Source organism: Martinezella miluonensis, assembly GCF_900094545.1.
Lineage (GTDB): Bacteria > Pseudomonadota > Alphaproteobacteria > Rhizobiales > Rhizobiaceae > Rhizobium > Rhizobium miluonense.
In genome coordinates this window covers 81,945-108,126 of record NZ_FMAH01000019.1, presented here as the reverse complement: position 1 = coordinate 108,126, position 26,182 = coordinate 81,945, and the positions used below count along the sequence as shown (strand labels likewise).

Genomic DNA, 26,182 nt, shown 5'->3' with positions numbered 1-26,182 from the left:
CATCCGTCAGCTTCATCCGAAGAAACCAACGATAGGCGACATTGACCTCGATCTCGCGCACCAGCTGACGTTCCGAGCGGATGCCGAAAAGATAACCGATGAACAGCGCCTTGAACATCAATGTCGGATCGAGCGGCGGCCGGCCGTTGTCGGCGCAATACAATCCCGCAACGCGATCATGGATGAAAGTAAAGTCGATCACCGCATCGATCTTGCGAAGCAGATGATCTTTCGGCACCAGGCTGTCGAGCGTCACCATCTCGAGAGCCGTCTGTTCGGCAGCAGGTTTCTTCAACATGTCCCATTGAATCAAAAACCTCCGGCCAAAGCCAGAGGTTTGTCAGCAGTCTGAGCCCGCCAGAAATGGCGGGCTTTTTTGCATTCAGACTGCAGGCTTCAAGCTCATCAACTGATTCAAGCGCTTCGCAATTTGAGTCCGCCTGTCGGCGTAGGTCCTTGAAATTGGAATCAAAGGCCGAGCACCGTCAGCATGATGAAGGTGGCAAAGAGAATGAAATGGGTCATGCCTTCGATGGCGTTGGTTTCGCCGTCGTTGAGGTTGATGGCGGCGACTATCAGCGTGATCATCACCATAACGGTCTGCACCGGCGACATAGCCATCATGAAGGGTTGGCCGGTATAGAGCGCGATCGCCTCCATGACGGGCACGGTCAGAATGACTGTCGATAGTGAGGCGCCCAAGGCGATGTTCACCGTCGCCTGCATGCGGTTTCTGAGCGCGGCGCGCAAGGCCGTCAGAATTTCCGGTGCTGCGGAGATGGCGGCCACGACGATTGCGGCGATGGCGGGCGGCGCGCCCGTGCCTCTCAGGCCGGTATCCATGAAAGCGGACATGAATTCCGCCAGCACGCCGATCAGGACGACGCCGATCAGGATCGTCGCGATCGATGTCGTGGTGGGCTCTTCCGCGTGATGTTCCTCGGATGCCGAGAGCTTCTTTTCCGTGCGCGGATAGCTGTAGCTGAAGAAATAGCTGTGCCTGCCCACCTGCATGCGCAGGAACAGCGCGTAGAGCGCGATCATCGCGAAGATGGTGAAGGCGGAATAATAGTGCCATTTCACGCTGGGAATGAATTCCGGCACGATCATCGAGATGCCCATGGCGGTTAGGATCATCACGCCGTAGGTCCTGCTGGAATCGTCGTTATAGGGCTGTTCGCCATGCTTCAGCCCGCCGAGAAGCGCGGCGAGGCCGAGGATGCCGTTGATATCGAGCATGACAGCAGCGTAGATCGTGTCGCGTACGAGCGTCGGCGAGCTCTCGCCGCTCATCATGATGGCAAGGATGATGACTTCCACGGCGACGGCCGAGAGGGTCAGGATCATCGTGCCGTAGGGGTCTCCGACTTTCACAGCAAGCGTCTCTGCATGGTGAGCAACGCGCATGGAGACCAATACAATCGTTGCGATCAATGCCGCTGCCGCGGCCATCGATGCCGCCTGTCCCATTTCCAGTATGGAATGCTCGCCAGCATAGGTAACGACCGCAATCGCCACTGCCACCAAGAGGGCTTTTTCCTGCCTGAACCAGTTTGCCGTAATCACTTTCCCCACCTTCATGCCGATTCACGGTTGCACTCTAAATCAATGATTTCGCACATCAAGCGTGCAATGGCAGAGCACGATTTGCAGTCTGTGTCGTTTAATGGAATACTGCGTGAATAGGTGTCTGCCCAACCCACAAACGTCGCGGCATACTCGAAATCCGTCTCAGATGCACGCGACCTTGCCGGTAACATCCGGACCCAAAGGTCTTGGCAGATGAGAAGGAGGTTTGAATGGTCAAGGTCGTTTACGAAATCGTGCCGCATGACGGTGGATGGGCTTATCGTTTCCGTGATGTTTATTCGGAAGCGTTTCCGACACATTCCGAGGCGGTGGAGGCAGCCAGAATCGTGGCGGCCGAACAGCAGGTTGAAGGCGACTCGGCCGAAATCAGCTGGCAGGACGAGAGCGGCAAATGGCATGAGGAATATGCCGATGGCGGCGACCGACCGGAAACGGAAGTCATCGACGGTCAGGTGCATTTCCCACCGATCGACACGGCTCCCGGCGCCTGAAGCGCGTCGCGATCGTTTGGACTCGCGTCTTGCGCGCTCAGGTCTTTGATCTCTTGCCTGCCGTTGTCGCAAAGCCACCGCACGCTTTTGCGTGGCATGTTTTAGGCCCGCCGCGGCCGATTGTCTTTTCGATGATCGCGTCGATGAAGTGACGCTTCTCGGCTAGGCCGGGAAGGGGTGTTCTGCTGATATGATCTATCGTCATGAGGTAGGGCGTGGGCAATTGTGCAAGTTTTTCGCGGATGCGCTCGAAGTCCACGGGCCAGCTTGTGTTATGCGGCACCGGCTCCGCCGCTCCAGCGATCATGATTGATCCTCCGTTTCGCTTCCCCTGACATAGTCCAGCAATCCCGTAACGAGAGCGTCGAACGTCACGCGGCAACGCGGAGACGTCTTGAGGTTCTCGTGCATGACGACCCAAGTGTCGATCGCTACCTCGACTTCGGGCAGCAGGTGTACGAGGTTTGCGTCGCGTCTCGCCAAAGGCGTTTGATAGAAGCCGATGCCGATGCCTGCGCGCAGGGCATTCTGCAGGGCGGTGCTGTGATCGGAGCGAAAGCTGAGACGGACGCCGTCGAGGAACGGGTAACGTTTCATCATCATTCTGATGTAGGCCGTCTGACGATCGAAGCCGATCAGCTTATGCAGGCGCAGTTGCTCGACCGTTTCCGGCTTGCCGTGCCGTGCGATGTAGCTTCGATGGGCAAAGAGGCCGAGTGAGATGACGCCGATATGCCGGGCCAGCAAGGCTTCTTGCGCCGGCGCGACCATGCGCACGGCAATATCGGCCTCGCGCTGCAGCAGATCCTCCACCGCATCCGAAGCCGATAATTCCACGACCAGTTCGGGATATTTAGCCTGCAGGTCAGCGAGGATCGGCGGTAATACTTCTGTTCCGATGACTTCACTGGCACTGATGCGCACCGTACCGCTGACCTTGTCCTTCGAACCGGAGGCCGCCCGCAGCAGGGCAGCGGTCGTGCTGGCCAGCGTCTCCGCATAGGGTTTCAGGACGAGGGCGGCATCGGTCGGCAATAGGCCCTGTTGCGAACGGGTGAACAGTTCGGCCCCGACAGATTCCTCCAATGCATCGATATGCCGGCCGACCGTCGGCTGCGTCAGCCCGAGTTCACGGGCTGCCGCCGACAGTGAGCCGTGTTCGAGCACGGCGAGAAAGGTGCGGTAGAAATCCCAACTTGGTTCAGATGATGATACCATACATTTATGTATATCATCTGCAGATTTTTTGGCAATTTCGTTTATCGAGATCGCTAGGCATAGTCAGTCCATCGAACCCGATGGAGATGACCATGAGCAACCAGACAGAAAATGCAAAAACAGCTTTGATACTCGGCGCGACCGGCGGCATTGGTGGTGCCGTTGCTCAGGGGCTTGCCCTTCGCGGCTGGCGCATTAGAGCTTTGGGGCGTAATGCTGCCGAAGCCTCTCGCCGCCAGCCTTACTTTGATTGGGTCCAGGGCGACGCCATGCAGGCCGAGGATGTCCTGAAGGCAGCCGATGGAGCCGATGTCATCGTGCATGCGGTCAACCCGCCCGGCTACCGCAACTGGGGGCAGCTCGTTTTGCCGATGCTGGACAATACGATCGCGGCGGCAAAGGCGGTCGGTGCGCGGATCGTGCTGCCGGGTACGGTCTATAATTTCGGCCCCGATGTCTTTCCCAATGTCACCGAGGATAGCGCACAGCGGCCGAAGACCCGCAAAGGCGCCATCCGCGTGCAGATGGAACGGCGCCTGAAAGCGGCCGCGGAGCAGGATGGCACGCCTGTTATCATCGTTCGTGCCGGAGATTTCTTCGGCGACTCCCGCGCCAACAGCTGGTTCTCGCAGGCCATGGTGACGCCGGGCAAGTTGATCAGCTCGGTGACCTATCCCGGCAAGCGTGGCGTCGGCCATCAATGGGCTTATCTGCCTGACGTTGCCGAGACGATGATCCGGCTGATCGAGAAAGGCGATGAACTGCCGGTCTTCGCCGCATATCACATGCGCGGCCATTGGGACGGAGATGGCACCCGAATGATCGATGCCGTGCGGCGCGCGCTCGGACGTTCGATCAAGGTCAAGGCGTTTCCCTGGTGGATCGTGCCTTTGGCAGCCCCCTTCGTTCCCTTCATGCGCGAACTGCGGGAGATGAGCTATCTTTGGGACGTGCCGTTGGAAATGAGAAACGACAAGCTGCTGGCTGCACTCGGTGAGGAGCCGCATACGCCGATGGACGAGGCGGTGAGGGCAAGTCTTGCAGCAATCGGCTGCCTGCCGGCGGCATGAGCCGCTGGTCAGGCATTGAGTTCGGCAAAGGCAATGCCTGCGACGGTGAGATCGGAATCCGCATTCTTCGTATCGCCGTCGCTCAGAAACCATGCTGCCGAAAGGCCAGCATAGGCGATGATCCATTGCAGCAGGCGTTTCGGCTCAAGGCCTGCTTGAGCGCAGACGATCGGCAATTGCCGCTGCAGGCGGCCCGGCTTGATGACGGTGGGCAGCTCGGGATTGCAGAAGATATTGGCGAAATCGAAGCCGCGCTCGCCATGGACTCGCTTGGGATCGATGGCGAGCCAGCCGCGGGGGCCGAAGTCGAGAATGTTCTCGTGGTGGATATCGCCGTGCAATACGGTCTGGTCGCGCTGATCTGCGAGCAGGTGCTGGGCGACCTCCGAGCAGGCGGCAAGCATGCCGCCATGGATGCGGGCCGCCGGTTCGAGTTCCCGGAACCAGCGATCCAGAGGCACCAGATCCGATGGCAGCGGCTTCGCCCTCGGGGAATGCAGCCTCGCCGCTGTGCGGCACATGATCCGACTTGCCTCGTCGTCCTCGCCTTCCATCGCCATGGTGAGCAGCGCGCCTTCTCCGGTCGCACGCTCCATAAGGGCAGCAGCGTCGTCATGCTCGTAGACGAAAGCGGTGCCGTCGCCGTCCCACCAGCGCAACACTCGATTGCCGAACTTCTCATCGACATCCAAAGCGATCTTGAGCATGGCGGCTTTGCCTCGCCAGAGGACGGGCAGCAGATGGCTGGAATGGGTGATGATGGGGTCACCGTCCGGCATCAGCGACCAACGGTCGACATAAGGATCAAACATGTTTCGGCTTTATTGCAGGTCGGGATGGGCGCTTGAAGCGCATATGCCAGTTAATTCGGTTGTGCCTTGCCGATTTTCAACTACCTGAACAGAGAAACCCCGCAACATTTCGTTGCGGGGCTTTTTTTGTCGGCATTGCAGCCAGCGCCTGGTGCATGGCGGCTGGTGACGAGATCCGTCTCGGCAGGGGCTTAAGCAGCTTCGTCCAGCGTCGGATAATCGGCATAGCCCTTGGCGCCTCCGCCATAGAGCGTTGCCTGATCCCATTGGGCCAGCGGCGCGTCTTCCTCCAGGCGGCGGACGAAATCCGGGTTGGAGATGAAGGGCTTGCCGAAAGCGACGACATCGGCCTTGCCGCTTTCGACGGCTTCGATCGCCATCTCGCGGGTATAGGCGTTGTTCACCATCCAGCCGGCCTTGCCGCCTGCGGCCTTATAGGCTGCATGCAGGGCTTCATAGTCGAAGGGCAGGAAGTCGCGCTTGCCGCCGGTCTGGCCTTCGACGACATGGATATAGGCGAGGCCGTACTTCGCTAGGCCTTCGACGACATAGGTGAACAGCGGCTGCGGAGCTGCGTCGCTGGCATCGCCGGATGGCGTGACCGGCGAAATGCGGATTGCCGTGCGGCCCGCACCGATTTCCTTGGTAATGGCATCGACCACCTCGAAGAGAAAGCGGGCGCGATTTTCGATCGAGCCGCCATACTGGTCGGTACGATCATTGACATCGCTGCGCAGGAACTGATCGAGCAGGTAGCCGTTGGCGCCGTGGATCTCGATGCCATCGAAGCCGGCGTCGATCGCAGCGCGGGCGGCCTTGCGATAGTCCTCGACGATGCCGGGGATTTCCGAGGTTTCGAGCGCGCGCGGTTCGGAGACGTCTGCAAAGCCGCCGGTGCCGTCGCTGTTGACCAGATAGGTCTTCGAATTCTCAGCGCGCTTGGAAGTCGAGGATACCGGCTTGCCGCCGTTCGGCTGCAGAGTGGTGTGAGAGATGCGGCCGACATGCCACATCTGTACGACGATCTTGCCGCCATTGGCGTGCACGGCGTCCGTCACCTTCCTCCAGCCGTCGAGCGCTTCCTTGGTGTAAAGGCCCGGCACGTTGGCATAGCCCTGACCCTGATGGGTGATTGCGGTCGCTTCCGTAATGATCAGGCCGGCGGTGGCGCGCTGAGCATAGTACTTGACGTTCAGCTCGTTCGGCACGGCATTCGGGGAGCGATTGCGTGTCAGCGGTGCCATGACGATGCGGTTGGCAAGCGAGATGTCGCCTAGCTTCGTCGGTTCGAACAGTTTGGTCATGGTTCGTCCTTTCTTTGGGGGCGGGAGGAGGAGAGGAGAGGGATCAGGAGGAGGCGAGGGCCTCATCCTTGGGATGTGAGGTGGCGAAGGAGCTGAGTGCGAGAACGAGGCGTGCAAGAGGCATGTTCAGAGTTCCTTCTGCATGGCTTCGAGGAATGCCGCGATGGTCTCCTCGTTGCGCTTGTAGAAAATCCACTGACCCAGGCGCCTCGTCGTCACCAGGCCGGCCCGGTGTAACGTGCTGAGATGGGCCGACACTGTGGATTGCGACAGGCCGCAGCGCTCGAACTGACTGGCACAAACGCCAAGCTCCAGCGGATGTTCCTGTGTCGGGAAGTGGGTCTGCGGATCCTTGAGGTGGTTCAGGATTTCGAGCCTTGCCGGGTGGGCCAGGGCTTTGAGGATTTCGCTCTTGTCCATGATCTTCACTGGATGAATATCGAATAATTGCGATTTATGTATCGATGTTTTTCGATATATCAAGACCGGCGCAAAATATTATTTTCTGCATGACAGACAGTAAGCGTGCTTAGAAAATAGGCAAAAAAAGAGGGCCACCGGTATAAACCAGGGCCCTTATAGGTGTGAAGGTCAAAACCTCCAGAGGGGAACAGCCAATGCGGTGGAACTGGGAGGAAAAGCCACCGTGTGCATCAGCTGTGTGCGTTATGATGCTAATTTGTGCAGTGCGCAATGCTTTTTTGTGCATGGCAGTTATGCGTTTGGAGGGTTGGCTGAAAAAGGGCAAAAAAAAGGGCCGCCGGAGTAAACCAGGGCCCTATAGGTATGAAGGTTAAAAACCTCCAGAGGGGAACAGCCAATGCGGTGGAACTGGGAGGAAAAGCCACCGTGTGCATCAGCTGAGTGCGATATGGTAGTTAAATAGGCAGGCTTCAACTCTGCTTTGTGCATATCAGCTATGCATTATGTGCGCGGCTGATATATTTGGCGCAAAAACAGTTTATTATCAGTGGCTTATCTTTGTCTAGAAGTTCCAGTTACGGGCCTTCGCCACAATGAAATCACGAAAAACCTTGAGCTTTGCTGCGTTTTTCATCTCGTCAGGGTAGCAGAAATACGTGTCGAAGGACGGCACGTCCGCGTTGATCGCAAGCTGGATGAGTCCCGGGTCGCGGCCGACGATGTAGTCGGGCAACACTGCTATGCCGATGCCGAGCAAACAGGCGCGCTTGATCGAGGTCTGACTGTTGATCTGCAGATGCGGTATGCGCTTGTTGTCGGACGACCTGCCGGCAATCTCAAGCCAATTGACATCGAGCAGGTAGTTCGGTGCCGGCTCACCAAAGCTGATGATGCGATGCTCGTCCAGATCCTCCACCGATTGCGGCTCGCCATGGCGATTGATGTAGGAGGGGGCCGCATAGACGTGCATATGCACGGTGAAGAGCTTGCGCTGGATCAGGTCCGATTGCTGCGGCTGCCGCAGACGAATGGCGCAGTCTGCGTGGCGCATGTTCACGTCCAGCTCCTCGTTGTCGAGGATGAGCTGGATCTGCATATCCGGATAGAGCTGCAGGAATTCCTGGATCTTGTCGGTCAGCCAGCCCTGGCCGAGACCGACGGTCGTCGTCACGCGTAGCTTGCCGCTCGGCTTGTCGGTCGTTTCGGTCAATTGCATCTTGACCGTTTCGAGCTTCAGCAGAACGTCATGGGCGGTGCGATAAAGCAGCTCGCCCTGTTCGGTCAGGATCAGCCCGCGCGCATGGCGATGGAAAAGCTTGATGCCGACATCCTGCTCGAGAGCGCTGACCTGTCGGCTGATGGCGGATTGGGATAGATGCAATTTATCCGCCGCATGCGTGAACGAGCCCGCTTCGGCAGCTGCGTGAAAAATACGCAGCTTGTCCCAATCCAATGGCATGCCGCTTCCCCTCATCGGCTGCATCACTCCGCAGCCACGGCGACGGGCATATGCCCGGTCAAGTAGCGTTCCGCCTCAAGCGCCGCCATGCAGCCCATCCCCGCTGCCGTGATCGCCTGTCGGAACGTATCGTCGGTCACATCGCCGGCAGCATAGATGCCGTCGACGCTGGTCGCGGTCGAATCGGCGGCGGTCCAGAGATAGCCATTATCCTTGAGCTTCAACTTGCCCTTGAAGAGTTCGGTCGCCGGCGCATGGCCGATGGCGACGAAAACACCGTCGATCGGCATGTCCGTGATGGTGCCGGTGCGCACGTCACGCAGGCGAGCGCCCGTGACCGACGGGGGCATTGGCGGCTTGGCCGGAGTGCCGGTGATCTCGGCAACTTCGGTGTTCCAGAGAACCTTGACATTTGCCTTGGCGAACAGGCGTTCCTGCAGGATCTTTTCCGAGCGGAAGATATCGCGGCGATGCACTACGGTCACCGACTTGGCGATATTAGACAAATAGAGCGCTTCCTCAACGGCGCTGTTGCCGCCGCCGACCACGATCACGTCCTTGTTGCGATAGAAGAAGCCGTCGCAGGTGGCGCAGGCGGAAACGCCGAAGCCCTGAAAATGCTGTTCGCTCTCGATGCCCAGCCACTTCGCCTTGGCGCCGGTGGCGATGATGAGCGTATCGGCGGTCCAGACCTGGCCGCTGTCGGTGCGGGCGACGAAGGGGCGCTGATTGGTATCGACTTCGGTCACGAGATCATTGACGATCTCGGCCCCGACATGCTGGGCCTGCTGCAGCATCTGCTCCATCAGCCATGGACCCTGAATGGGATCGGCAAAGCCCGGATAGTTTTCAACATCCGTCGTGATCATCAACTGGCCGCCCTGTTCCATACCGGCGATCAGAACCGGCTGCAGCATCGCGCGCGCGGCATAAACAGCGGCGGTATAGCCGGCTGGGCCGGAGCCGATGATGAGTACCTTCGTGTGGCGGGCAGGCATAGTCAGTCCTTTCAATTCAGCGAACGGGAAACCGTGGCTTCAAACGCGCAAAGCAGGCGATTTCGCGATCCGCCGCTACATTTATGATTGCCTTATGCATTTATTCAAGGGCAGCCTTGCATTACTAACAGAGCAAATCTGCTTTGTGTAAGAATCGGTTACCCAAGAGAAACTTTCTTGCGAATTTTCGTGCCTTATATAGAAGCTGGCGAGGGGGAATTAAAGAAAGGCGATGAAAGTGCTTCGCGCTGAGCTCGATGCCATCGATATCAAGATTCTGCGGGAACTCCAGCGGGACGGACGCATGACCAACGTCGAACTCGCGGATCGGGTTGGCATTTCCGCGCCGCCATGCCTGCGCCGGGTGCGCAAGCTTGAGGAAGCCGGCGTCATCGAAGGCTATCACGCCATGTTGAACAGCCCGAAGCTGGGCTTCGATCTCGTGGCGTTCTGCATGGTCGGCCTCAAGCACCAGTCGGAAGCCAATCTCAAGGCTTTCGCCAGCGCGACAGCGGCGTGGCCGCTGGTGCGGCAGGCATGGATGGTCTCCGGCGACAGCGATTTTCTGCTACACTGCGTCGCAGAGAACCTCACCCGATTCCAGGATTTCGTCATCGAGGTTCTGACGGCAAACGAGCATGTCGATACGGTGCGCACGATGTTGACTATCCGACAAGTCAAGAAGCTGGGTTTGGTAGAGCTCTAGGCAGATGATGCACCGGCCCTGGCATCGATCGCTGATCAAGTCCGGCACCCGCGTGTTCTTGGGCGGCTCGCTGGCCCATGTCCAGGATTGGTTTCCCGGGCTGAGCATCGTTCGCAAAGAGGATAGGGGCTACGTGCGCTATCGCGGCGCCAACGTTGCCAGTCTTGTCGGAATGGACCGGTTGCGCGAACGGTCCGGCGAGATGATCTACATTGTCGGCTCAGGACCGTCCATTCGCGATTGCGATCTCAGCGGCGTCGAATCCGATACTGCTATCCTTCTGAACGGCGCTATAAGGCTGGCAGGGGAGCGGATCAGTGAGCCGCTGGCGGTTGCAATCGAAGACGAACGTTTCGTCTGGCGACACAACCACATGATGCGCGAGAAAATCGCCCCCGGTTCGCTCTGTCTATTTTCCGTTTCCGTGTTGCGTGCACTTTGCGAGATCGACAGAGGCTGGCTGGGGGACAAGACGGTCATTTTGATCGATGACATCCGCCGGCCTTATGGCGCTCGGCGCCGCTCGCTCGAAGACCTCAAGAAGCTTCCATATGTGCAGATGGACGCGGCGGGTTCCACCGGTCTTTCGCTCGTGCCGGATCGCGGCGTTTTCGTTGGTGGGTCCGTCGCGGTATCGACGCTGCAATTTGCCTTATATTGCGCGCATCGAACGATCGGTTTTCTGGGCATCGATATCTCGAACGCCCGGGAGCCTCGTTTCTACGAAACCAGCGGGAATACCGCTTTCTCAGGCATTGCGCGGGCCGAGGGGCGCATCGTCGAGCATTTTGTGCTCGCCCGTAAAATGGCCGTCGAGCGTGGCGTTTCGCTCGTCAACTATTCGCCGGTTTCGGCGTTGTTGAAATATGATTTCGGCTACGATGACAGGTTCGCGCTGAGGGCGTGACGCATGTTGCTTGACCTCGGCGTCAACCTGCTGCTTCAGCGGTTTGTGGCAAGCAGCTGCCGATAGACGTCTCCGATGGCAGTCGCTTCCTTTTCCAAGGCAAATTCGCTGCGCACATGGCGGACGGCATTGTCGCCCTGGCGCAGTGCTTCCTCGGGATTGGCCAGGTAGAAGCCGATAGCTCTGGTCAGGGCTTCACCGTCCCCGGCAGGGACGACGGCGCCGGTTTCACCCGGAACGATCATCTCCGCATAGGCACCGGCATCGGAGGCGACGACTGCGGTGCGCGACGCCATGGCTTCGAGCGGCGTCAGCCCGAAACCTTCGTTGCGGGAAGGGGCGACGTAAAGGGTCGCGCGGCGATACCACGGCTTGATGTCATCGACTTCGCCCATAAAGCGGATGCGGTCGGAAAGGCCGGCGGCGGTGACCATTTTTTCCAGTTCTTCGCCGAAGCCGCGATGTTCAGCCGTGACCCGGCCGCAGACAATCGCCGTCCAATCCGGATAGCGCGGCAGAAGCTCTATCATCGCCTTGACGAAAAGATCGGTGCCTTTTTGATGCCGGACACGACCGAAGCAACCGATCAAATAGGTGCCGGGTAGGCCGGTGGCGGCCATCCGATCGTCAGGGGTTTCCGGCGGATGAAAGCGATTGAGATCGACGCCATGCTGGATGACAGTGTGCGGCACCAGCAAGAAACTGCCGGAGCGCGTGCTGGTGGCGATGACGGCGTCCATATGGCGGATGAGCCAGCGCGTATAGGCGCTGTGGTGTCGCTGCGCCGCCGAAGTGAAGACCAGCTTCAGGGGCATGCGCAGGACGGAGCGCAGCAGCAGGCCCACCAGCATCTCGTTGTTGCGGCGGGCGTGCCAGACGCGCTTGCGATGCCGGCGGGGCTTTATCCAGAGGCCTGGGAGCCTGCGCCAGCCGAGCTTGGGCAGATCCTCCGGCAGGCCAGGGCCGAGCGTAGCTATATGATAGCCAAGCTCGATCTGCTTGGGGATGAGCTGCACGATCGTCGAGGTAACGCCGGACAACCGGCGTTTGAAATTCGTCGCGATGATCTCGATCTCGCGGAGATCGGAGGCATGCGCTGAATCACGATCGCGCACCGGCAATCAGCCCCAGGTGATGGAGAGGATTTCGTACGCCTTGGCGCCGCCTGGCGCATTGACCTCGATGGAATCGCCGACTTCCTTGCCGATGAGAGCGCGTGCGATCGGCGAGGAGATGGAGATACGGCCGGCCTTCACGTCGGCTTCCTGATCGCCGACGATCTGATAGATCTTTTCTTCCTCGGTATCTTCGTCGACGAGCTTCACCTTGGCGCCGAACTTGATCTTCGAGCCAGACATCTTGGTGAGGTCGATGACTTCGGCGCGTGCTGTCAGGTCTTCCAGCTCGCCGATGCGGCCTTCATTGTGGCTCTGTGCTTCCTTGGCGGCATGGTACTCGGCGTTTTCGGAGAGATCGCCATGGGCGCGAGCTTCCGCAATTGCCTCGATGATTCGCGGGCGCTCTTCCTGCTGACGCCAGCGCAGTTCTTCCTGCAGCTTGACGAACCCGTTCTGCGTCATCGGTACCTTTTCAACCATTTTCCTTATCCTTCAGTCCCTGCGCTGCTCTTCCGCACACACAAAAGAAAACAGGTTCCGAAGGGGTGCTTCGGAACCAGTAGAGCCATCATTTTGTCATCTATAGCAGATTGCGACAGCCGATTTCCAGAAGATTCGATGCTCAAAAGAGTGCTGCTCCCCACTCGCTTCCGTTGAAGCCAGATCGCCTGTTCTTGGTGAGGGGGTGGCACTCATGATCGTCGTACTGGCCTCATGAAGCCGCGGCGGATGTGAGCCGGCTATCGCTGCTCACATCCGTCCCGACAAATCCCACCTATTGGAAGTAGTTCTGTAGAGGCTGAACCTCGAGGTTTCCGGCCTTCAGCGCCTTGATCGCCATGGCTGCGGCTTCGGCACCGGCCATCGTGGTGTAGTAGGGTACCTTCTGCATCAGCGTCGCCCGGCGAAGCGATTTCGAATCCGAGATCGCTTTATTGCTGTCGGTCGTGTTGATAACGAGCTGGACCTGGCGGTTGCGGATGGCGTCCTCGATATGCGGACGTCCCTCAAGCACCTTGTTGATCTTGGTGGCCTCGATGCGGTTTTCGGCGAGGAAGCGCTGAGTTCCGCCGGTTGCGAGTACCTTGAAGCCCAGTTCCGCCAGCATGCGGATGGCGGGCAGGACACGCGGCTTGTCGTCGTCGCGGACCGAAACGAAGACCGTCCCGTCACGCGGCAGTTCGACGCCGGCGCCGAGCTGCGACTTGGCGAAGGCCAGCGCAAAATCGGTATCCAGGCCGATGACTTCGCCGGTCGAGCGCATTTCCGGTCCGAGCAGAATGTCGACGCCGGGGAAGCGCGCGAAGGGGAAGACGGCTTCCTTGACGGCAATGTGCTTCAGCTTGCGCGGATCCGGCTTTTCACCGTAGGCGGCAAAGGTCGCATCCAGCTTTTCGCCGGCCATGACACGGGCGGCGATTTTGGCGATCGGCGCGCCGATGGTTTTGGCGACGAAGGGCACCGTGCGCGAGGCGCGCGGGTTGACTTCAAGCACGTAGACCGTGTCGTCCTTGATGGCGAACTGCACGTTCATCAGGCCGCCGACATTCAACGCCCTGGCCATGGCCTTTGCCTGGCGTTCCAGCTCGTCGAGCATCGCGGGCGAGAGCGTGCGCGGCGGCAGCGAGCAGGCGGAGTCGCCCGAATGGATGCCGGCTTCCTCGATGTGCTCCATGATGCCGGCGACATAGACGTCCGTGCCGTCGGACAAGCAATCGACGTCGACTTCGATGGCATTGGCGAGGTAGCTGTCGAACAGGAGCGGGTTCTTGCCGAGTAGCGTGTTGATCTGACCGGTCTTGTCGTTCGGATAGCGCTGCTTGATGTCTTCCGGCACCAGCTCGGGGACCGTGTCGAGCAGATAGGTCTGCAACTGGCCTTCCGAATGGAGGATCTGCATGGCGCGGCCGCCGAGAACGTAGGACGGGCGCACGACCAGCGGGAAGCCGATTTCGGAGGCGACGAGGCGTGCCTGCTCGACCGAATAGGCGATACCGTTGTTCGGCTGATTGAGGTCGAGCTTCATCAAGAGCTTCTGGAAGCGGTCGCGGTCTTCGGCAAGGTCGATCGCGTCCGGCGCGGTGCCGAGGATCGGGATGCCGTTCTTTTCCAGAGCTTCGGCCAGCTTCAGCGGCGTCTGACCGCCGAACTGGACGATGACGCCGACCACTTCGCCGTTTTGCTGCTCGATCTTCAGGATTTCAATCACGTCCTCGGCCGTCAGCGGCTCGAAATAGAGCCGGTCCGAGGTGTCGTAGTCGGTCGAAACCGTTTCCGGGTTGCAGTTGATCATGATGGCTTCATAGCCAGCATCCTTCAGCGCGAAGGCGGCATGGCAGCAGCAATAGTCGAACTCGATGCCCTGGCCGATACGGTTCGGGCCACCGCCGAGAATGACGACCTTCTTGCGGTCGGAGACCTGGGCTTCGGAACGAGCGGCGCCGACGAAAGGCGTCTCGTAGGTCGAGTACATGTAAGCGGTCGGCGAGGCGAATTCGGCCGCGCAGGTGTCGATGCGCTTAAAGACCGGGCGCACGTTCAGCGAATTGCGAAGTTCGGCCACTTCCTTCGGGCGCTTGCCGGTCAAGGTCGCGAGGCGGGCGTCGGAGAAGCCCATGGCCTTCAGCATGCGCAGATTGACTTCGTCGGTCGGCAGGCCGTGCTCGCGGATGCGGGCTTCCATGTCGACGATGGCCTTGAATTGAGCGATGAACCAAGGGTCGATCTTGCAGCCTTCGTGCACCTCTTCCGGGCTCAAGCCAAGGCGCAGCGCTTGGGCGACCATGCGCAGGCGATCCGGCGTCGGCGTGCCGATGGCGGCGCGGATGGCGTTGCGGCTACCTTCGCCTTCCTCGGTGCCGGGAATTTCGATCTCGTCGAGGCCGGTCAGGCCGGTTTCCAGACCGCGCAGCGCCTTCTGCAGCGATTCGGCAAAGGTGCGGCCGATCGCCATGACTTCGCCGACCGACTTCATCGCCGTGGTCAGAACCGGGGAAGCACCCGGGAACTTCTCGAAGGCGAAGCGCGGGATCTTGGTGACGACATAGTCGATCGACGGCTCGAAGGAGGCCGGGGTTGCGCCGCCGGTGATGTCGTTTTCGAGTTCGTCCAGCGTGTAGCCGACGGCGAGCTTGGCCGCGACCTTGGCGATCGGGAAGCCGGTCGCCTTGGAGGCGAGGGCGGAGGAGCGCGACACGCGCGGGTTCATTTCGATGACGACGAGGCGGCCATCCTGCGGATTGACGGCGAACTGCACGTTCGAGCCGCCGGTTTCGACGCCGATCTCGCGCAGAACCGCGATCGAGGCGTTACGCATGATTTGGTATTCTTTGTCCGTCAGCGTCAGCGCCGGAGCGACGGTGATCGAGTCGCCGGTATGAACGCCCATCGGGTCGATGTTTTCGATGGAGCAGATGATGATGCAATTGTCCGCCTTGTCGCGGACGACCTCCATCTCGAATTCCTTCCAGCCGAGAACCGATTCTTCGATCAGCACTTCCGTGGTAGGGGAGGCATCGAGGCCGCCGCCGACGATCTCGAAGAATTCCGAGCGATTGTAGGCGATGCCGCCGCCGGTGCCGCCGAGCGTGAACGACGGGCGGATAATGGCGGGCAGGCCGACGTGATCGAGCGCCTGCGCGGCGACCGCGATGGCATGGCTCATGTAGCGCTGCTTGCGGTCGCTCTCGCCAAGGTTCCACTGGTTTTCCAGCGCGTCGAGCGCCTTGTCGAGCTCAGCGCCGGAGAGCGAAGCCTTGAGCTTGGTGCGCTCGGCCTCGTGGGTCTTGCGGTCGGCATCCTTGATGTCGGTGGCGTTTGCCAGCATCGAACGCGGCGTTTCCAGGCCGATACGGGCCATGGCTTCGCGGAAGAGGGCGCGATCTTCGGCCATGTCGATGGCGGCGGGCTTGGCGCCGATCATCTCGACATTGTAGCGGTCGAGTACGCCCATGCGCTTCAGCGACAGCGCGGTGTTGAGTGCCGTTTGGCCGCCCATGGTCGGCAGCAGCGCGTCCGGGCGCTCCTTGGCGATGATCTTGGCGACGACTTCGGGGGTGATCGGCTCGACATAGGTCGCATCCGCCAGGCCCGGGTCGGTCATGATCGTCGCCGGATTGGAGTTGACGAGGATGACGCGGTAGCCTTCCTCTCGGAGTGCCTTACAGGCCTGCGTGCCGGAATAGTCGAATTCGCAAGCCTGTCCGATGACGATCGGCCCTGCGCCGATGATGAGGATCGATTTGATATCTTGGCGCTTCGGCATGGGCTCACATCCGTTTTTTGGTTGCGCGAAAAACCGGCCAGGGTGGGAGATCACCGGCCGGGGCGCATGGGCAAGTCTTTTCAGGCTAGAAGCGGCTTATAGGCAAATGTATTTGCAAACGGAACCCCATAAATCGCGGAATCGACATGAATCCTGCATGCTTTGCCTCCGCTAGCCGAAACGGCGGCGGACCGCCTCGGCATAGGAGCGGCTCACGGGCATTTCGGTGCCGTCACGCGCAACGACGAAAAGCTTGCCGTTATCGCGTCTCAACCCGGCGACATGGCATGTTGCTATCCAGTGTGATCGATGCAGGCGCATGCCTTCGGTGTCGCCAAGTTCCATCAGTGCATCGCCAAAGCGCAAGAGGACGAGTTCGCGGCCGCGGCTGGTGACAACCTCGGTATAATGATCCCGCACGGCGAGCCTTACGAGCGCTCCCCGATTTTCCGGCTTCAGGCGCGACAGGATCGGTGCTTGCGCGGGCAGCGCCTTTATCTCGGATGTCTTTATGGGGTCAGGCGCCAGCTTCTCGTCGTTTGGTGCTTCGGCTGCAATCGCGATCTGCTGGTGCATCGTCATATAGGCGAGGAAACAGAAAAGCAGGCAAAGCGGTATTGACGTGAGCGATTGATGCAAGCTGCCCGTCACGGTGGGCGCGGTACCGAAGAATGCCAGATCGACGAGCGAGATGCCGAAGCCGATCGGCAGCGCGGCAATGATCGATCCCGTCATCATCCGGGCGAACATGCTCGAGATCCATTTGCGCAGGAGGACTTCGGCCACAACCGAGAAAAGGATTGCTATGGACCAGGCCATGGCATGAAGGACGAGCCAATAGCCAAGCCGCGCTCCAGGCCTCAGCTGCGCAAACGTGCCGTAGGGGCCGGTTACGGCGAAGATCAGGACGACGATAACGAAGGTTGCCCAGAGCCGCGGCGAGCGCCAGGCGACCTGCAATTCGCGAAGCGTGGATTGCAGAAAGGTGTGATCCACGAATTTTTCCCGTTTTTCCGCGCAATTTCGATTGAGAGAACAACAATATCGCGGAAAGGCTCGGCAAACTCAACCGGATCCCCACCATGACTTTCGAGCCGCTTCTTAATGCCCCGATCGCAATTCAGGTCCACGTTGCGGCGGTCGTTCCGGCTGCCTTGCTTGGCGCTTATCTTCTGCTGAGACCCAAGGGCACGCCCGGGCATCGCCTGCTCGGCAAGATATGGCTGTGCCTGATGGTGATCACGGCGCTGTCGAGCTTCTTCATTCACCAGATCAACATGTTCTACGGCTTCAGCCCCATTCATCTGCTCTCGCTATACGTTCTCTTCGGTTGCTGGGGAGCCATCGTCAATGCCCGCAATCACAATATCAAGGCACATAAACGGATCGTCAGAGGCCTCTATTTCGGCGGGATCGTCGGCGCTGGGATATTTACGTTCATTCCAGGCCGCATGATGAACAAGATAGTTTTTACCGGCGACGAAATTGCACCCTTTGCTGTCCTGGCAGCTATTGCGCTCGTTCTTCTATGGGCTGTGTCCAAAGAATTGTGGCACCGCCGCCGCTTAACCTGATCTTCTGTCGATAGCCAACTGGCTTTGTCCGCCTTCCTGGATATATAAATGCCTCAAGGGACTTTGATTTTAGGCATCGCCAGGAGGTGCACTATGGATTGGAAGGGGCGTCGGCAATCCGACAATATCGAGGACGAACGCGGCTCATCGCCGATCGGGGGCGGTACGGGGGGCGGTGGCTTTCGTTTTCCCGGCGGCGGCATAGGCGGAGGCGGTTTGAGCTTTCGCACCATCATCGTCCTTGCCGTGATCTTCCTGATCCTGAGAGCCATGGGCGTCGATGTCATAGGCCTGCTGCAGCAGACCGGTGTGCTGGAGGGCGGCGGCTCCGGATATCAGCAGAGTACCTCGAGTGGCAGCGGCGGCCAGCCGGCCAATGACGAGATGAAGCAGTTCGTTGCGACGGTTCTCGCCGATACCGAGGATACCTGGACGGGCATCTTCAAGTCGATGGGGAAGACCTACACGGACCCGAAATTGGTGCTGTTCTCCGGCAGCTTCCCTTCGGCTTGCGGACAGGCTTCGGCCGCGACCGGCCCCTTCTATTGTCCGAGCGATCAGAAAGTCTATCTCGACATGGCCTTCTTCAAGCAGATGAAGGATCAGTTCGGTGCGGCCGGTGATTTCGCGCAGGCCTATGTCGTGGCGCATGAAGTCGGCCACCATGTTCAGGATCAGCTCGGCATCCTGCCGAAGTTCAATCAGGCCCGCCGCACCATGAGCGAGGTGGACGCCAACAAGATGTCAGTGCGCATCGAGCTGCAGGCCGATTGCTTTGCCGGCATCTGGGGCAAGTTCACGCAGCAGAAGGGCATATTGCAGGCCGGCGATCTTGAGGAGGCGCTGAACGCCGCCCAGCAGATCGGCGACGATACGCTGCAGAAGCGTACGCAGGGCTATGTCGTTCCCGACAGCTTCAACCATGGCACCTCGGCGCAGCGTGTGAAGTGGTTCAAGAAGGGCTTCGATTCCGGCAAGCTCAGCGATTGCGATACGCTGAACAATCCGGTCTGATCTTGCTTGCCCGCTCCCGGAACACCGGCGAGCGGGCAGCGTGTTCAACTTGCTACCTCTCGCTGTCGAGATGCGAGAGCTGCGCTTCGGGATAGCGGCCGCCGGCGGCGGCATCTTTGGGGATCGCACGTTCGATCGCAGCCATATCGGCTTCCGACAATTTGACCGACAACGCACCCAACGCTTCCGTGAGGCGGTCACGACGGCGAGCGCCTATGATCGGGACGATCTCCTTGCCCTGGGCTGCGACCCAGGCGATTGCGATCTGGGCGACGCTGGCGCCTTTCGTCTTCGCGATCTTTCGCAGGGCCTCCACCAGCTCCAGGTTCTTTTCGACATTTCCAACTTGAAAACGTGGGCTCATGGCGCGGAAATCGCCTTTCTGTGCACTGTCCGTCTGCCAATGGCCGCTGATGAGGCCGCGCGAGAGGACGCCATAGGCGGTGATGCCGATGCCGAGTTCGCGGCAGGTCGGCAGGATCTTATCCTCGATGCCGCGCGACATCAGCGAATATTCGATCTGCAGATCGACGATCGGGTGGACGGCGGCTGCGCGGCGGATGGTATCCGCACCCACTTCCGACAGGCCGATATGCCTGATGTAGCCTGCCTTTATGAGATCCGATATCGCGCCGATCTGGTCTTCGATCGGCACCTTCGGGTCGAGGCGGGCAGGGCGGTAGATGTCGATGTGATCGACACCGAGACGCTGCAGCGAATAGGCGACAAAGTTCTTGATCGCGGCCGGCCGGGCATCGTAGCCGAGCCAGGCGCCGGCGGGATCGCGCAGGGCGCCGAACTTGACGCTGAGCAGGAAATCGTCCCGCCTCAATCCCTTGATGGCTTCGCTGATCAGCATCTCATTATGGCCCATGCCATAGAAATCGCCTGTATCCAGCAGGTTGATGCCGGCATCGAGCGCCGCATGGATGGTGGCGATGCTCTCGGCGCGATCGGACGGGCCATACATGCCCGACATCCCCATGCAGCCGAGCCCCAGGGCCGATACCTTCGGTCCGGTCTTTCCCAATTGATGCTTTTCCATCGTCATTCTCCCTCGCGCAGGCGCGCACTCATCTGCAGAAGCCTATGTCGACACTGTTTTACTCCATTGATCCCTGTGCGATAATCCAGGTAAATCAAAACGGGTTGTTTGGAATTTCGCACAATGGATGACTTGCCGCTGGCCGATCTCGTCGCCTTCACTGCCGTTGCTCGTGAGCGCAGCTTTCGTGAAGCGGCTCGCAAGCGTGGCGTTTCCGCCTCGTCCTTGAGCGAGGCCGTCCGCCGGCTGGAGGAGCGACTGGCGGTTCGGCTGCTCAATCGCACGACCCGAAGCGTGACGCCGACGGAGGCGGGGGAGCGATTGATGGAGCGCCTGACGCCCGCCATGAGCGAGATCGCCGTGGCGCTCGATGATATCAACAGCTTCCGCGACAGCGTCGGCGGGACTTTACGGCTGAATGTGCCGACCGTCGCCGCCATCGTCGTCATGCCCGATATTATTAGTCGTTTTCTGAAGCAATACCCAGCAATCTCCGTCGAAGTCGTCGCCGAAGACAGTTTCATCGATGTGGTGGCGGCCGGATATGATGCGGGAGTTCGCTACGACGAGAGGCTGGAAAAGGACATGATCGCCGTGCCGATCGGGCCGCGTCAACAACATTACATCACCGCGGCCGCACCGGCCTATCTCGCCACAAACGGCGCCCCGCAGCATCCACGCGACATACTTGAGCATCGCTGCATCCGCCATCGGTTCCTGAGCGGATCGATCGCGCCCTGGGAGTTCGAAAGGAACGGAGAGACGATCTTCATCGCTCCCTCGATGGTCGTTGCCACGAATTCGATCGAGATCGAGCGCAGTGCGGCCGTTGCCGGCCTCGGTATCATCCGAACCTTTCGGGAGTTCCTCGCGCCGCAGATCGCCAGAGGTGAATTGGTGCCGATCCTTGAAGAGTGGGACACGGCGTTTTCCGGCCCGTTTCTTTACTATGCCAACCGTAGACACATGCCGGCGTCGCTGCGGGCCTTCGTCGATTTCCTCAATCTCGAGCAGCGGCGCAGCCGCGACAGATAGACGCCGCGGGCCCAAAGATCAAAAAAACCCGTCGATAAATCAATAAGATTGAAGCGTTCACGGATTGTTTCGGCTAAAATCTTTATGTAAGGGAACATCCTCGTTTTTCGTTCACGTTCTGTCTCTTTCATGGAGACGGAGCCCTAAAAGGCAACTCCATGATCGATCAGAAATTTGCACGGCGCGGCTTGTTCCTCGTCTTCCTCATCCTCTTCCTCGACGTCATCGGCATTGCGATCATCATGCCGGTCATGCCGAAATATCTGGAAGAGTTGACCGGCGCGTCCGTCAGCGCCGCGGCCACGGAAGGCGGCTGGCTGCTGCTGGCCTACGCCGCAATGCAGTTTCTGTTTTCGCCACTGATCGGCAATCTGAGCGATCGCTTCGGTCGCCGTCCGCTGCTGCTCGCTTCGGTGCTGACGTTTGCGATCGACAATTTCATCTGCGCAATCGCCGGTTCCTACTGGATGCTGTTCGTCGGCCGCATTCTCGCCGGTATCAGCGGCGCGAGCTTCTCGACCTGCTCGGCCTACATCGCCGATATCAGCAATGACGAGAACCGGGCGAAGAATTTCGGCCTGATCGGCATGGCTTTCGGCGTCGGCTTCGTGCTTGGGCCGGTCATCGGCGGTTTTCTCGGCGAATTCGGTCCGCGCGTTCCCTTCTACGGCGCTGCTGTTTTGGCATTTTTGAATTTCGTAGGCGCCTATTTCCTACTGCCGGAAACGCTGGACGCTAGGAATCGCCGGCCGTTCGACATTCGGCGCGCCAATCCGCTCGGCGCGCTCAGGCAGATACGGCGTTATCATGGCATCGGCTGGGTCTGCGTCGTGATGTTCCTGAACTGGCTGGCGCATGGCGTCTATCCGGCGGTTTGGGCTTTCGTCACCTCCTATCGCTATAATTGGAGCGAAGGAGAAATCGGCTTTTCCCTTGGCGTATACGGTATCGGCGCGGCGATCGTCATGGGCCTCGTCCTGCCTCGACTGGTGCCCTTGCTCGGTGAGTGGAAGACTGCGTTGCTTGGGCTCGCGTTCTCCTGCCTCGGCCTGATGGGCTACGCTTTCGCTTGGCAGGGCTGGATGGTCTATGCGGTTGTTGTCCTGACCGTTATCGAAAATGTCGCAGATGCGCCGCTTCGCTCCATCGCCGCCAGCAAGGTTCCGCCTTCGGCGCAGGGCGAGCTACAGGGGGCGCTTGGCAGCCTGACGAGTATCACGGCAATTGTCGGGCCTTTGTTGTTCCCGTATCTATTCAGCTACTATACTGCGCCGACGGCACCTGTGGTCTTTGCCGGCGCGCCATTCATCATGAGCGCAATTCTGATTGCCATATCTCTCGTGGTGCTGCTGACGAAGGTCCGCAAGACCGTGCCGACGACGGTTGCACAATCGGAAGCCGGAGAGGCAGCCTAGAATTTCATCAGATATTTTGATGATATGATGAATTCTTTAGCACTTCGGTCTTGTCGGCTGGCTTTTCGCCCTAAGTTGCGATAATGCCGCAAGCTCGCGCACGCATTGGTAGGGCGGTTTGCGCGTTTCAAAAGATCGAGTTTTCGTGATGGATATGCCGTTCGCTGCGCGCCCGCTCGCGCATGACAATAATAATTCGTGGTCTGCACATATTCGTGCAACTCTTGCGCTCGGCATACCGCTGATTGGCGCGCAATTGGCGCAGCTCGGCATCAACACCACAGACGTGATGATCGTTGGCCGGCTCGGTGCCGAGCAACTCGCTGCCATGGTGCTCGCCGCTCAGTTCCTGTTCACGATTCTTATTTTCGGTTCGGGCTTCTCCATTGCCGTGGTGCCGCTGGTGGCGCAGGCCTATGGTCAAGGGGATGTGGCTTCGGTTCGCCGAGCCCTGCGCATGGGCCTGTGGGTCGTGACGGCCTATTGGCTCATCGCGCAGCCTGCCTTCTTCTATTCCGAGCAGATCCTTTTGGCGGCCGGGCAGAAGCCGGATGTAGCGCGGCTGGCCAGCGGCTATATCGATATCGGCCATTTCGCCCTGTTGCCCGGGCTGCTCTACAATGTCATCCGCGCCTTGGTGAGCGCCATCGGTCGCGCCGGTATCATCCTCAAGGTCACCATTGCCATGCTCGTCATGAATGCGGTGCTTGCCTACATCCTCGTGCTCGGCCATTTCGGCCTGCCGGCGATGGGGCTGCACGGTGCGGCAATCGTGTCGGTCGCGGTGCAGACGGCCGGCTTCTTCTTCATCGTCGCTTATGTTCAAGCCCATGAGGATACGCGCCGCTATGAGATTTTCGTCCGCTTCTGGCGCCCCGATTGGCATGCCTTGTGGGACGTGATCCGCCTCGGTTTCCCGATCAGCGTCACAGTTCTCGCCGAAGTCAGCCTGTTCACGGCAGCGTCGTTGCTGATGGGGCAGATCGGCACGATCGAGCTTGCAGCGCATGGTATTGCGCTGCAATGGGCGTCGATTGCCTTCATGATCCCGCTTGGGCTCAGCCAGGCCGCGACGGTGCGGGTCGGTGTCGCGCACGGGCAGGGCGATCATCTTGGTCTGAAGCGTGCGGCGATCGTCGTACTTGTCGTTTCGAGCTGCATCTCGCTCCTCGGCAGTATCCTGTTCGCGACCATGCCGACATGGTTCGGAAGCTGGTTCCTGGATGTCACCTCCGCCGATGCGCCGAAGGTGCTTGCCTATGCGGCGCCGCTGATCGTCGTGGCGGGTCTGTTCCAGTTGGTCGATGGGCTGCAGTCGATCGCCAGCGGCCTGCTGCGCGGCCTGAAGGATGCTCGCGTGCCGATGATCATGGCGTTGATCGCCTATTGGCCGATCGGCTTCTTCCTGGCTTGGCTGCTGGCATTCCCGCTCCAATTCGGCGGCATCGGCATATGGTTCGGCTTCCTGCTCGGCCTAGGCTCGGCGGCCGCGATGCTGTGCACGCGCTTCTACATTCTGGTGCGTTCGGAGAAGGCCGCCGCCTGACATCGGAAAGTCTGTTGTCAGTTCGCAAGACTGCTGACAAAAATTGACAGCATGGTCGTCTATATTTGTCTCATACCAAAGACGGGAGACGACCATGACATTCAAAGCAAGCGATCGTACCGATGCCGCGCTTTTCCCGCGGGAAGACACCATCCAGCAAGGCGCTACGGTGCGCCTTTTCCCGCACGCCAATACATCGTCCCGGCGGCCTGAGCCGGAGCGGAGATCCTATTGGCTGGCAGTGGCTAGCGCCGAGCATGTACGCCTTGGGCGCAAGCATGGCTTCATGCAGGTGAACCACGGCAAGCGAGCCCCTTTGAAGCGTATCAAACCGGGCGACGGCATCGTCTACTACTCCCCATCTGTCAAAATGGGCGAAAGAGACGGCTTCCAGAACTTTACCGCCATCGGTTTTGTCCGTGAGGGCGAGCCTTATCTTGCCGAGATGGGCTGCGGAAAAGCCTATCGCAAGGATGTGGATTGGCTGGACGCGCCCGAGCAGCCGCTTCGTCCTCTGTTGGGCTGGCTCGATTTCACTCAGGACCGAAACTGGGGCTACAAGCTGAGGTTCGGCCTCGTTGAGTTCGGACAATCCGACTTCGAGTTTCTCGAGGAAATCCTGATGAGTGAGCTTGAGGTGGTCAAGCAGCGCCGTCTGCAGGCCTAGAGCCTTTCCGCTTTTCTTCGAAGCGCGAAAACGCTCTATCCTTTTGTTTTCAAGCAATTCCGGACGGAAAACCGCTATGCACTTTTCCTGGAATTGCTCCAAGTTTCAGCAAGCTGAACCGATGTGACGAGGAGACTTCCCAACTTGACGCACAAAGAGAAAAGCCCCGGATTGGTTATCAATCCGGGGCTTTTCTCATGCGATTAAGTGATCGACGTTGTCAGGCGCGTTCCGCCAGGGCCGATTCGCCCTTCTTCTCGCGCACCAGATTGACAAAGCGGCGGAAGAGATAGTGGCTGTCCTGCGGGCCGGGAGATGCTTCCGGGTGATGCTGCACCGAGAAGACCGGCTTGCCGGCGACGCGCAGGCCGCAATTGCTGCCGTCGAAGAGCGAAACGTGAGTCTCCTCAACGCCTTCCGGCAGCGAGCTCGAGTCGACTGCGAAACCGTGGTTCATCGAAACGATCTCGACCTTGCCCGTCGTATAGTCCTTGACCGGATGGTTGGCGCCGTGATGTCCCTGGTGCATCTTCGCGGTCTTGGCGCCGAGCGCGAGGCCGAGCATCTGGTGGCCGAGGCAAATGCCGAACAGCGGGATTTCGGTCTTCAGCAGGTCCTTGATGACCGGTACGGCATATTCGCCGGTCGCAGCCGGGTCGCCGGGGCCGTTGGAAAGGAAGATGCCATCCGGCTTGAGGCCGAGCACTTCGTCGGTCGAAGCGGTTGCCGGCAATACCGTGACCTTGCAATCGAGGCCGGCGAAGAGACGCAGGATGTTGCGCTTGACGCCGTAGTCGAGGCAGACGACATGGTACTTGGCGTCGGTTGCGCCGAGTTCGCCGTAGCCTTCGTTCCAGATCCAAGGGGTCTGCGACCACTGCGAAGACTGGCCGGAGGAGGCGACCTTCGCGAGGTCGAGGCCTTCTAGGCCGCTCCAGGCCTTCGCATCCGCCTTCAGCTGCTCGATGTCGAAGACGCCGTTCGGATCATGGGCGATCACGCCGTTCGGCATGCCGTTTTCGCGGATCCAAGCGGTGAGGGCGCGGGTGTCGATGCCGCTGAGGCCGATGATGCCGCGAGCTTTCAGCCATTGGTCGAGATGCTTGGCGGCGCGGTAGTTCGATGGATCGGTGATGTCGGCTTTGAAGATCACGCCGACCGCGCCGTGGCGTGCAGCCGGCGTCAGGTCTTCGATGTCTTCCTCGTTCGTGCCGACATTACCGATGTGCGGGAAGGTGAAGGTGACGATCTGGCCAAGGTAGGAAGGATCGGTCAGGATCTCCTCGTAACCCGTCAGCGCCGTGTTGAAGCAGACTTCGGCCTGGACCTTGCCGGTCGCGCCGATGCCCTTGCCTTCGATGACGGTGCCATCGGCGAGAACGAGAAGAGCAGTCGGCTTTTCGGTGGTCCATGGGGCTGTGGCGGTCATAGTCATCCCGTTTCCGGCGTCATGCGCGACCTTGAAGAGGCCGTGGCTTCCGCCATGTTTGTAGCAAGGTACAGCCGGCGACCGAGGTCGCGGCTTG

General features: G+C 59.7%; 25 protein-coding genes. 10 read left to right on the top strand and 15 right to left on the bottom strand.

Translation table 11 applies throughout. The features are described from left to right. Both GA0061102_RS16850 and GA0061102_RS16845 read right to left on the bottom strand, forming a co-directional pair. Positions 1–298: transposase (locus GA0061102_RS16850; protein ID WP_139115066.1), on the bottom strand; the 298-nt coding region annotated here is incomplete at its 3' end. Positions 299–468: 170 nt separating this feature from the next. Then, positions 469–1,581 (bottom strand): calcium:cation antiporter, encoded by a 1,113-nt coding sequence (locus GA0061102_RS16845; RefSeq protein WP_425348537.1) that lies wholly within the window; start codon positions 1,579–1,581, stop codon positions 469–471. Positions 1,582–1,799: 218 nt separating this feature from the next. Between GA0061102_RS16845 and GA0061102_RS16840 the strand changes: the two genes are divergently transcribed. Then, positions 1,800–2,081, top strand: a complete 282-nt coding sequence (locus GA0061102_RS16840; RefSeq protein ID WP_092851067.1) for a DUF2188 domain-containing protein — start codon at positions 1,800–1,802, stop codon at positions 2,079–2,081. Between the two features lie 37 nt (positions 2,082–2,118). On the opposite strand, the gene GA0061102_RS16835 is transcribed toward GA0061102_RS16840, so the two are convergent. After that, positions 2,119–2,388, bottom strand: coding sequence for a GrpB family protein (locus GA0061102_RS16835; protein WP_092851063.1), 270 nt, complete (start codon positions 2,386–2,388; stop codon positions 2,119–2,121). Then, the gene (locus GA0061102_RS16830) at positions 2,385–3,299 is read right to left on the bottom strand and encodes a LysR family transcriptional regulator (RefSeq protein WP_092851059.1); all 915 of its coding nucleotides are present in this window, start codon (positions 3,297–3,299) and stop codon (positions 2,385–2,387) included. Before GA0061102_RS16830 ends, GA0061102_RS16835 begins: the two co-directional genes overlap by 4 nt. A gap of 92 nt (positions 3,300–3,391) precedes the next feature. Between GA0061102_RS16830 and GA0061102_RS16825 the strand changes: the two genes are divergently transcribed. Beyond that, positions 3,392–4,369, top strand: coding sequence for an NAD-dependent epimerase/dehydratase family protein (locus GA0061102_RS16825; protein WP_245298034.1), 978 nt, complete (start codon positions 3,392–3,394; stop codon positions 4,367–4,369). An 8-nt stretch (positions 4,370–4,377) separates the two neighbouring features. On the opposite strand, the gene GA0061102_RS16820 is transcribed toward GA0061102_RS16825, so the two are convergent. From GA0061102_RS16820 to trxB, 5 genes are all read right to left on the bottom strand, one after another. Further along, the gene (locus GA0061102_RS16820) at positions 4,378–5,181 is read right to left on the bottom strand and encodes an aminoglycoside phosphotransferase family protein (RefSeq protein WP_092851053.1); all 804 of its coding nucleotides are present in this window, start codon (positions 5,179–5,181) and stop codon (positions 4,378–4,380) included. A gap of 191 nt (positions 5,182–5,372) precedes the next feature. Beyond that, entirely contained in the window at positions 5,373–6,485 is a 1,113-nt protein-coding gene (locus tag GA0061102_RS16815; protein ID WP_092851049.1) for an alkene reductase, read from the bottom strand. 126 nt (positions 6,486–6,611) lie between these two features. Next, complete coding sequence (locus tag GA0061102_RS16810) at positions 6,612–6,905, bottom strand: ArsR/SmtB family transcription factor (RefSeq protein ID WP_092851100.1); 294 nt, start codon at positions 6,903–6,905, stop codon at positions 6,612–6,614. A gap of 565 nt (positions 6,906–7,470) precedes the next feature. After that, positions 7,471–8,367 (bottom strand): LysR family transcriptional regulator VtlR, encoded by an 897-nt coding sequence (locus GA0061102_RS16805; RefSeq protein ID WP_004116399.1) that lies wholly within the window; start codon positions 8,365–8,367, stop codon positions 7,471–7,473. Positions 8,368–8,390: 23 nt separating this feature from the next. Next, the gene (trxB, locus tag GA0061102_RS16800) at positions 8,391–9,365 is read right to left on the bottom strand and encodes a thioredoxin-disulfide reductase (RefSeq protein ID WP_092851045.1); all 975 of its coding nucleotides are present in this window, start codon (positions 9,363–9,365) and stop codon (positions 8,391–8,393) included. 238 nt (positions 9,366–9,603) lie between these two features. On the opposite strand from trxB, the gene GA0061102_RS16795 reads away from it, so the two are divergent. Together GA0061102_RS16795 and GA0061102_RS16790 are read left to right on the top strand one after the other, a co-directional pair. Continuing rightward, positions 9,604–10,071 carry an Lrp/AsnC family transcriptional regulator gene (locus GA0061102_RS16795; RefSeq protein ID WP_034476732.1) on the top strand — a complete coding sequence of 156 codons (468 nt, stop codon included), beginning with the start codon at positions 9,604–9,606 and terminating at the stop codon, positions 10,069–10,071. A 4-nt stretch (positions 10,072–10,075) separates the two neighbouring features. Next, a complete protein-coding gene (locus tag GA0061102_RS16790; protein ID WP_092851043.1) occupies positions 10,076–10,978 on the top strand; it encodes a glycosyl transferase in 903 nt (300 codons plus the stop codon). A 35-nt stretch (positions 10,979–11,013) separates the two neighbouring features. On the opposite strand, the gene GA0061102_RS16785 is transcribed toward GA0061102_RS16790, so the two are convergent. The 4 genes from GA0061102_RS16785 to GA0061102_RS16770 all read right to left on the bottom strand — a co-directional run bounded on the left by GA0061102_RS16785 (position 11,014) and on the right by GA0061102_RS16770 (position 17,356). Then, positions 11,014–12,093 (bottom strand): glycosyltransferase family 4 protein, encoded by a 1,080-nt coding sequence (locus tag GA0061102_RS16785; protein WP_092851098.1) that lies wholly within the window; start codon positions 12,091–12,093, stop codon positions 11,014–11,016. A 6-nt stretch (positions 12,094–12,099) separates the two neighbouring features. Next, a complete protein-coding gene (gene greA, locus GA0061102_RS16780; RefSeq protein ID WP_092851041.1) occupies positions 12,100–12,576 on the bottom strand; it encodes a transcription elongation factor GreA in 477 nt (158 codons plus the stop codon). A gap of 295 nt (positions 12,577–12,871) precedes the next feature. Beyond that, positions 12,872–16,360, bottom strand: coding sequence for a carbamoyl-phosphate synthase large subunit (gene carB / locus GA0061102_RS16775; RefSeq protein ID WP_092851038.1), 3,489 nt, complete (start codon positions 16,358–16,360; stop codon positions 12,872–12,874). Positions 16,361–16,531: 171 nt separating this feature from the next. Then, entirely contained in the window at positions 16,532–17,356 is an 825-nt protein-coding gene (locus GA0061102_RS16770; RefSeq protein ID WP_092851036.1) for a LytTR family DNA-binding domain-containing protein, read from the bottom strand. 86 nt (positions 17,357–17,442) lie between these two features. On the opposite strand from GA0061102_RS16770, the gene GA0061102_RS16765 reads away from it, so the two are divergent. Then, positions 17,443–17,934, top strand: coding sequence for a DUF2306 domain-containing protein (locus GA0061102_RS16765; protein ID WP_092851033.1), 492 nt, complete (start codon positions 17,443–17,445; stop codon positions 17,932–17,934). A gap of 93 nt (positions 17,935–18,027) precedes the next feature. Then, the gene (ypfJ, locus tag GA0061102_RS16760; RefSeq protein WP_092851031.1) at positions 18,028–18,948 is read left to right on the top strand and encodes a KPN_02809 family neutral zinc metallopeptidase; all 921 of its coding nucleotides are present in this window, start codon (positions 18,028–18,030) and stop codon (positions 18,946–18,948) included. A 52-nt stretch (positions 18,949–19,000) separates the two neighbouring features. Here the strand turns inward: ypfJ and GA0061102_RS16755 are convergent, their stop codons facing one another. Further along, a complete protein-coding gene (locus tag GA0061102_RS16755) occupies positions 19,001–19,993 on the bottom strand; it encodes an aldo/keto reductase (RefSeq protein WP_092851029.1) in 993 nt (330 codons plus the stop codon). A gap of 123 nt (positions 19,994–20,116) precedes the next feature. Here GA0061102_RS16755 and GA0061102_RS16750 point away from each other — a divergent pair, with 123 nt between their 5' ends. The 4 genes from GA0061102_RS16750 (at position 20,117) to GA0061102_RS16735 (ending at position 24,656) form a co-directional block, all read left to right on the top strand. After that, complete coding sequence (locus GA0061102_RS16750; RefSeq protein WP_092851027.1) at positions 20,117–21,028, top strand: LysR family transcriptional regulator; 912 nt, start codon at positions 20,117–20,119, stop codon at positions 21,026–21,028. A 158-nt stretch (positions 21,029–21,186) separates the two neighbouring features. Then, positions 21,187–22,443: a TCR/Tet family MFS transporter gene (locus tag GA0061102_RS16745; RefSeq protein WP_092851025.1), complete on the top strand. Its 1,257-nt coding sequence runs from the start codon at positions 21,187–21,189 to the stop codon at positions 22,441–22,443. Positions 22,444–22,591: 148 nt separating this feature from the next. Continuing rightward, a complete protein-coding gene (locus GA0061102_RS16740; protein ID WP_092851020.1) occupies positions 22,592–23,989 on the top strand; it encodes an MATE family efflux transporter in 1,398 nt (465 codons plus the stop codon). A gap of 94 nt (positions 23,990–24,083) precedes the next feature. Further along, positions 24,084–24,656, top strand: a complete 573-nt coding sequence (locus GA0061102_RS16735) for an EVE domain-containing protein (RefSeq protein ID WP_092851015.1) — start codon at positions 24,084–24,086, stop codon at positions 24,654–24,656. A 220-nt stretch (positions 24,657–24,876) separates the two neighbouring features. Here the strand turns inward: GA0061102_RS16735 and carA are convergent, their stop codons facing one another. Next, positions 24,877–26,085, bottom strand: coding sequence for a glutamine-hydrolyzing carbamoyl-phosphate synthase small subunit (gene carA, locus GA0061102_RS16730; protein ID WP_092851011.1), 1,209 nt, complete (start codon positions 26,083–26,085; stop codon positions 24,877–24,879). Between the last annotated feature and the right edge of the window lie 97 nt (positions 26,086–26,182).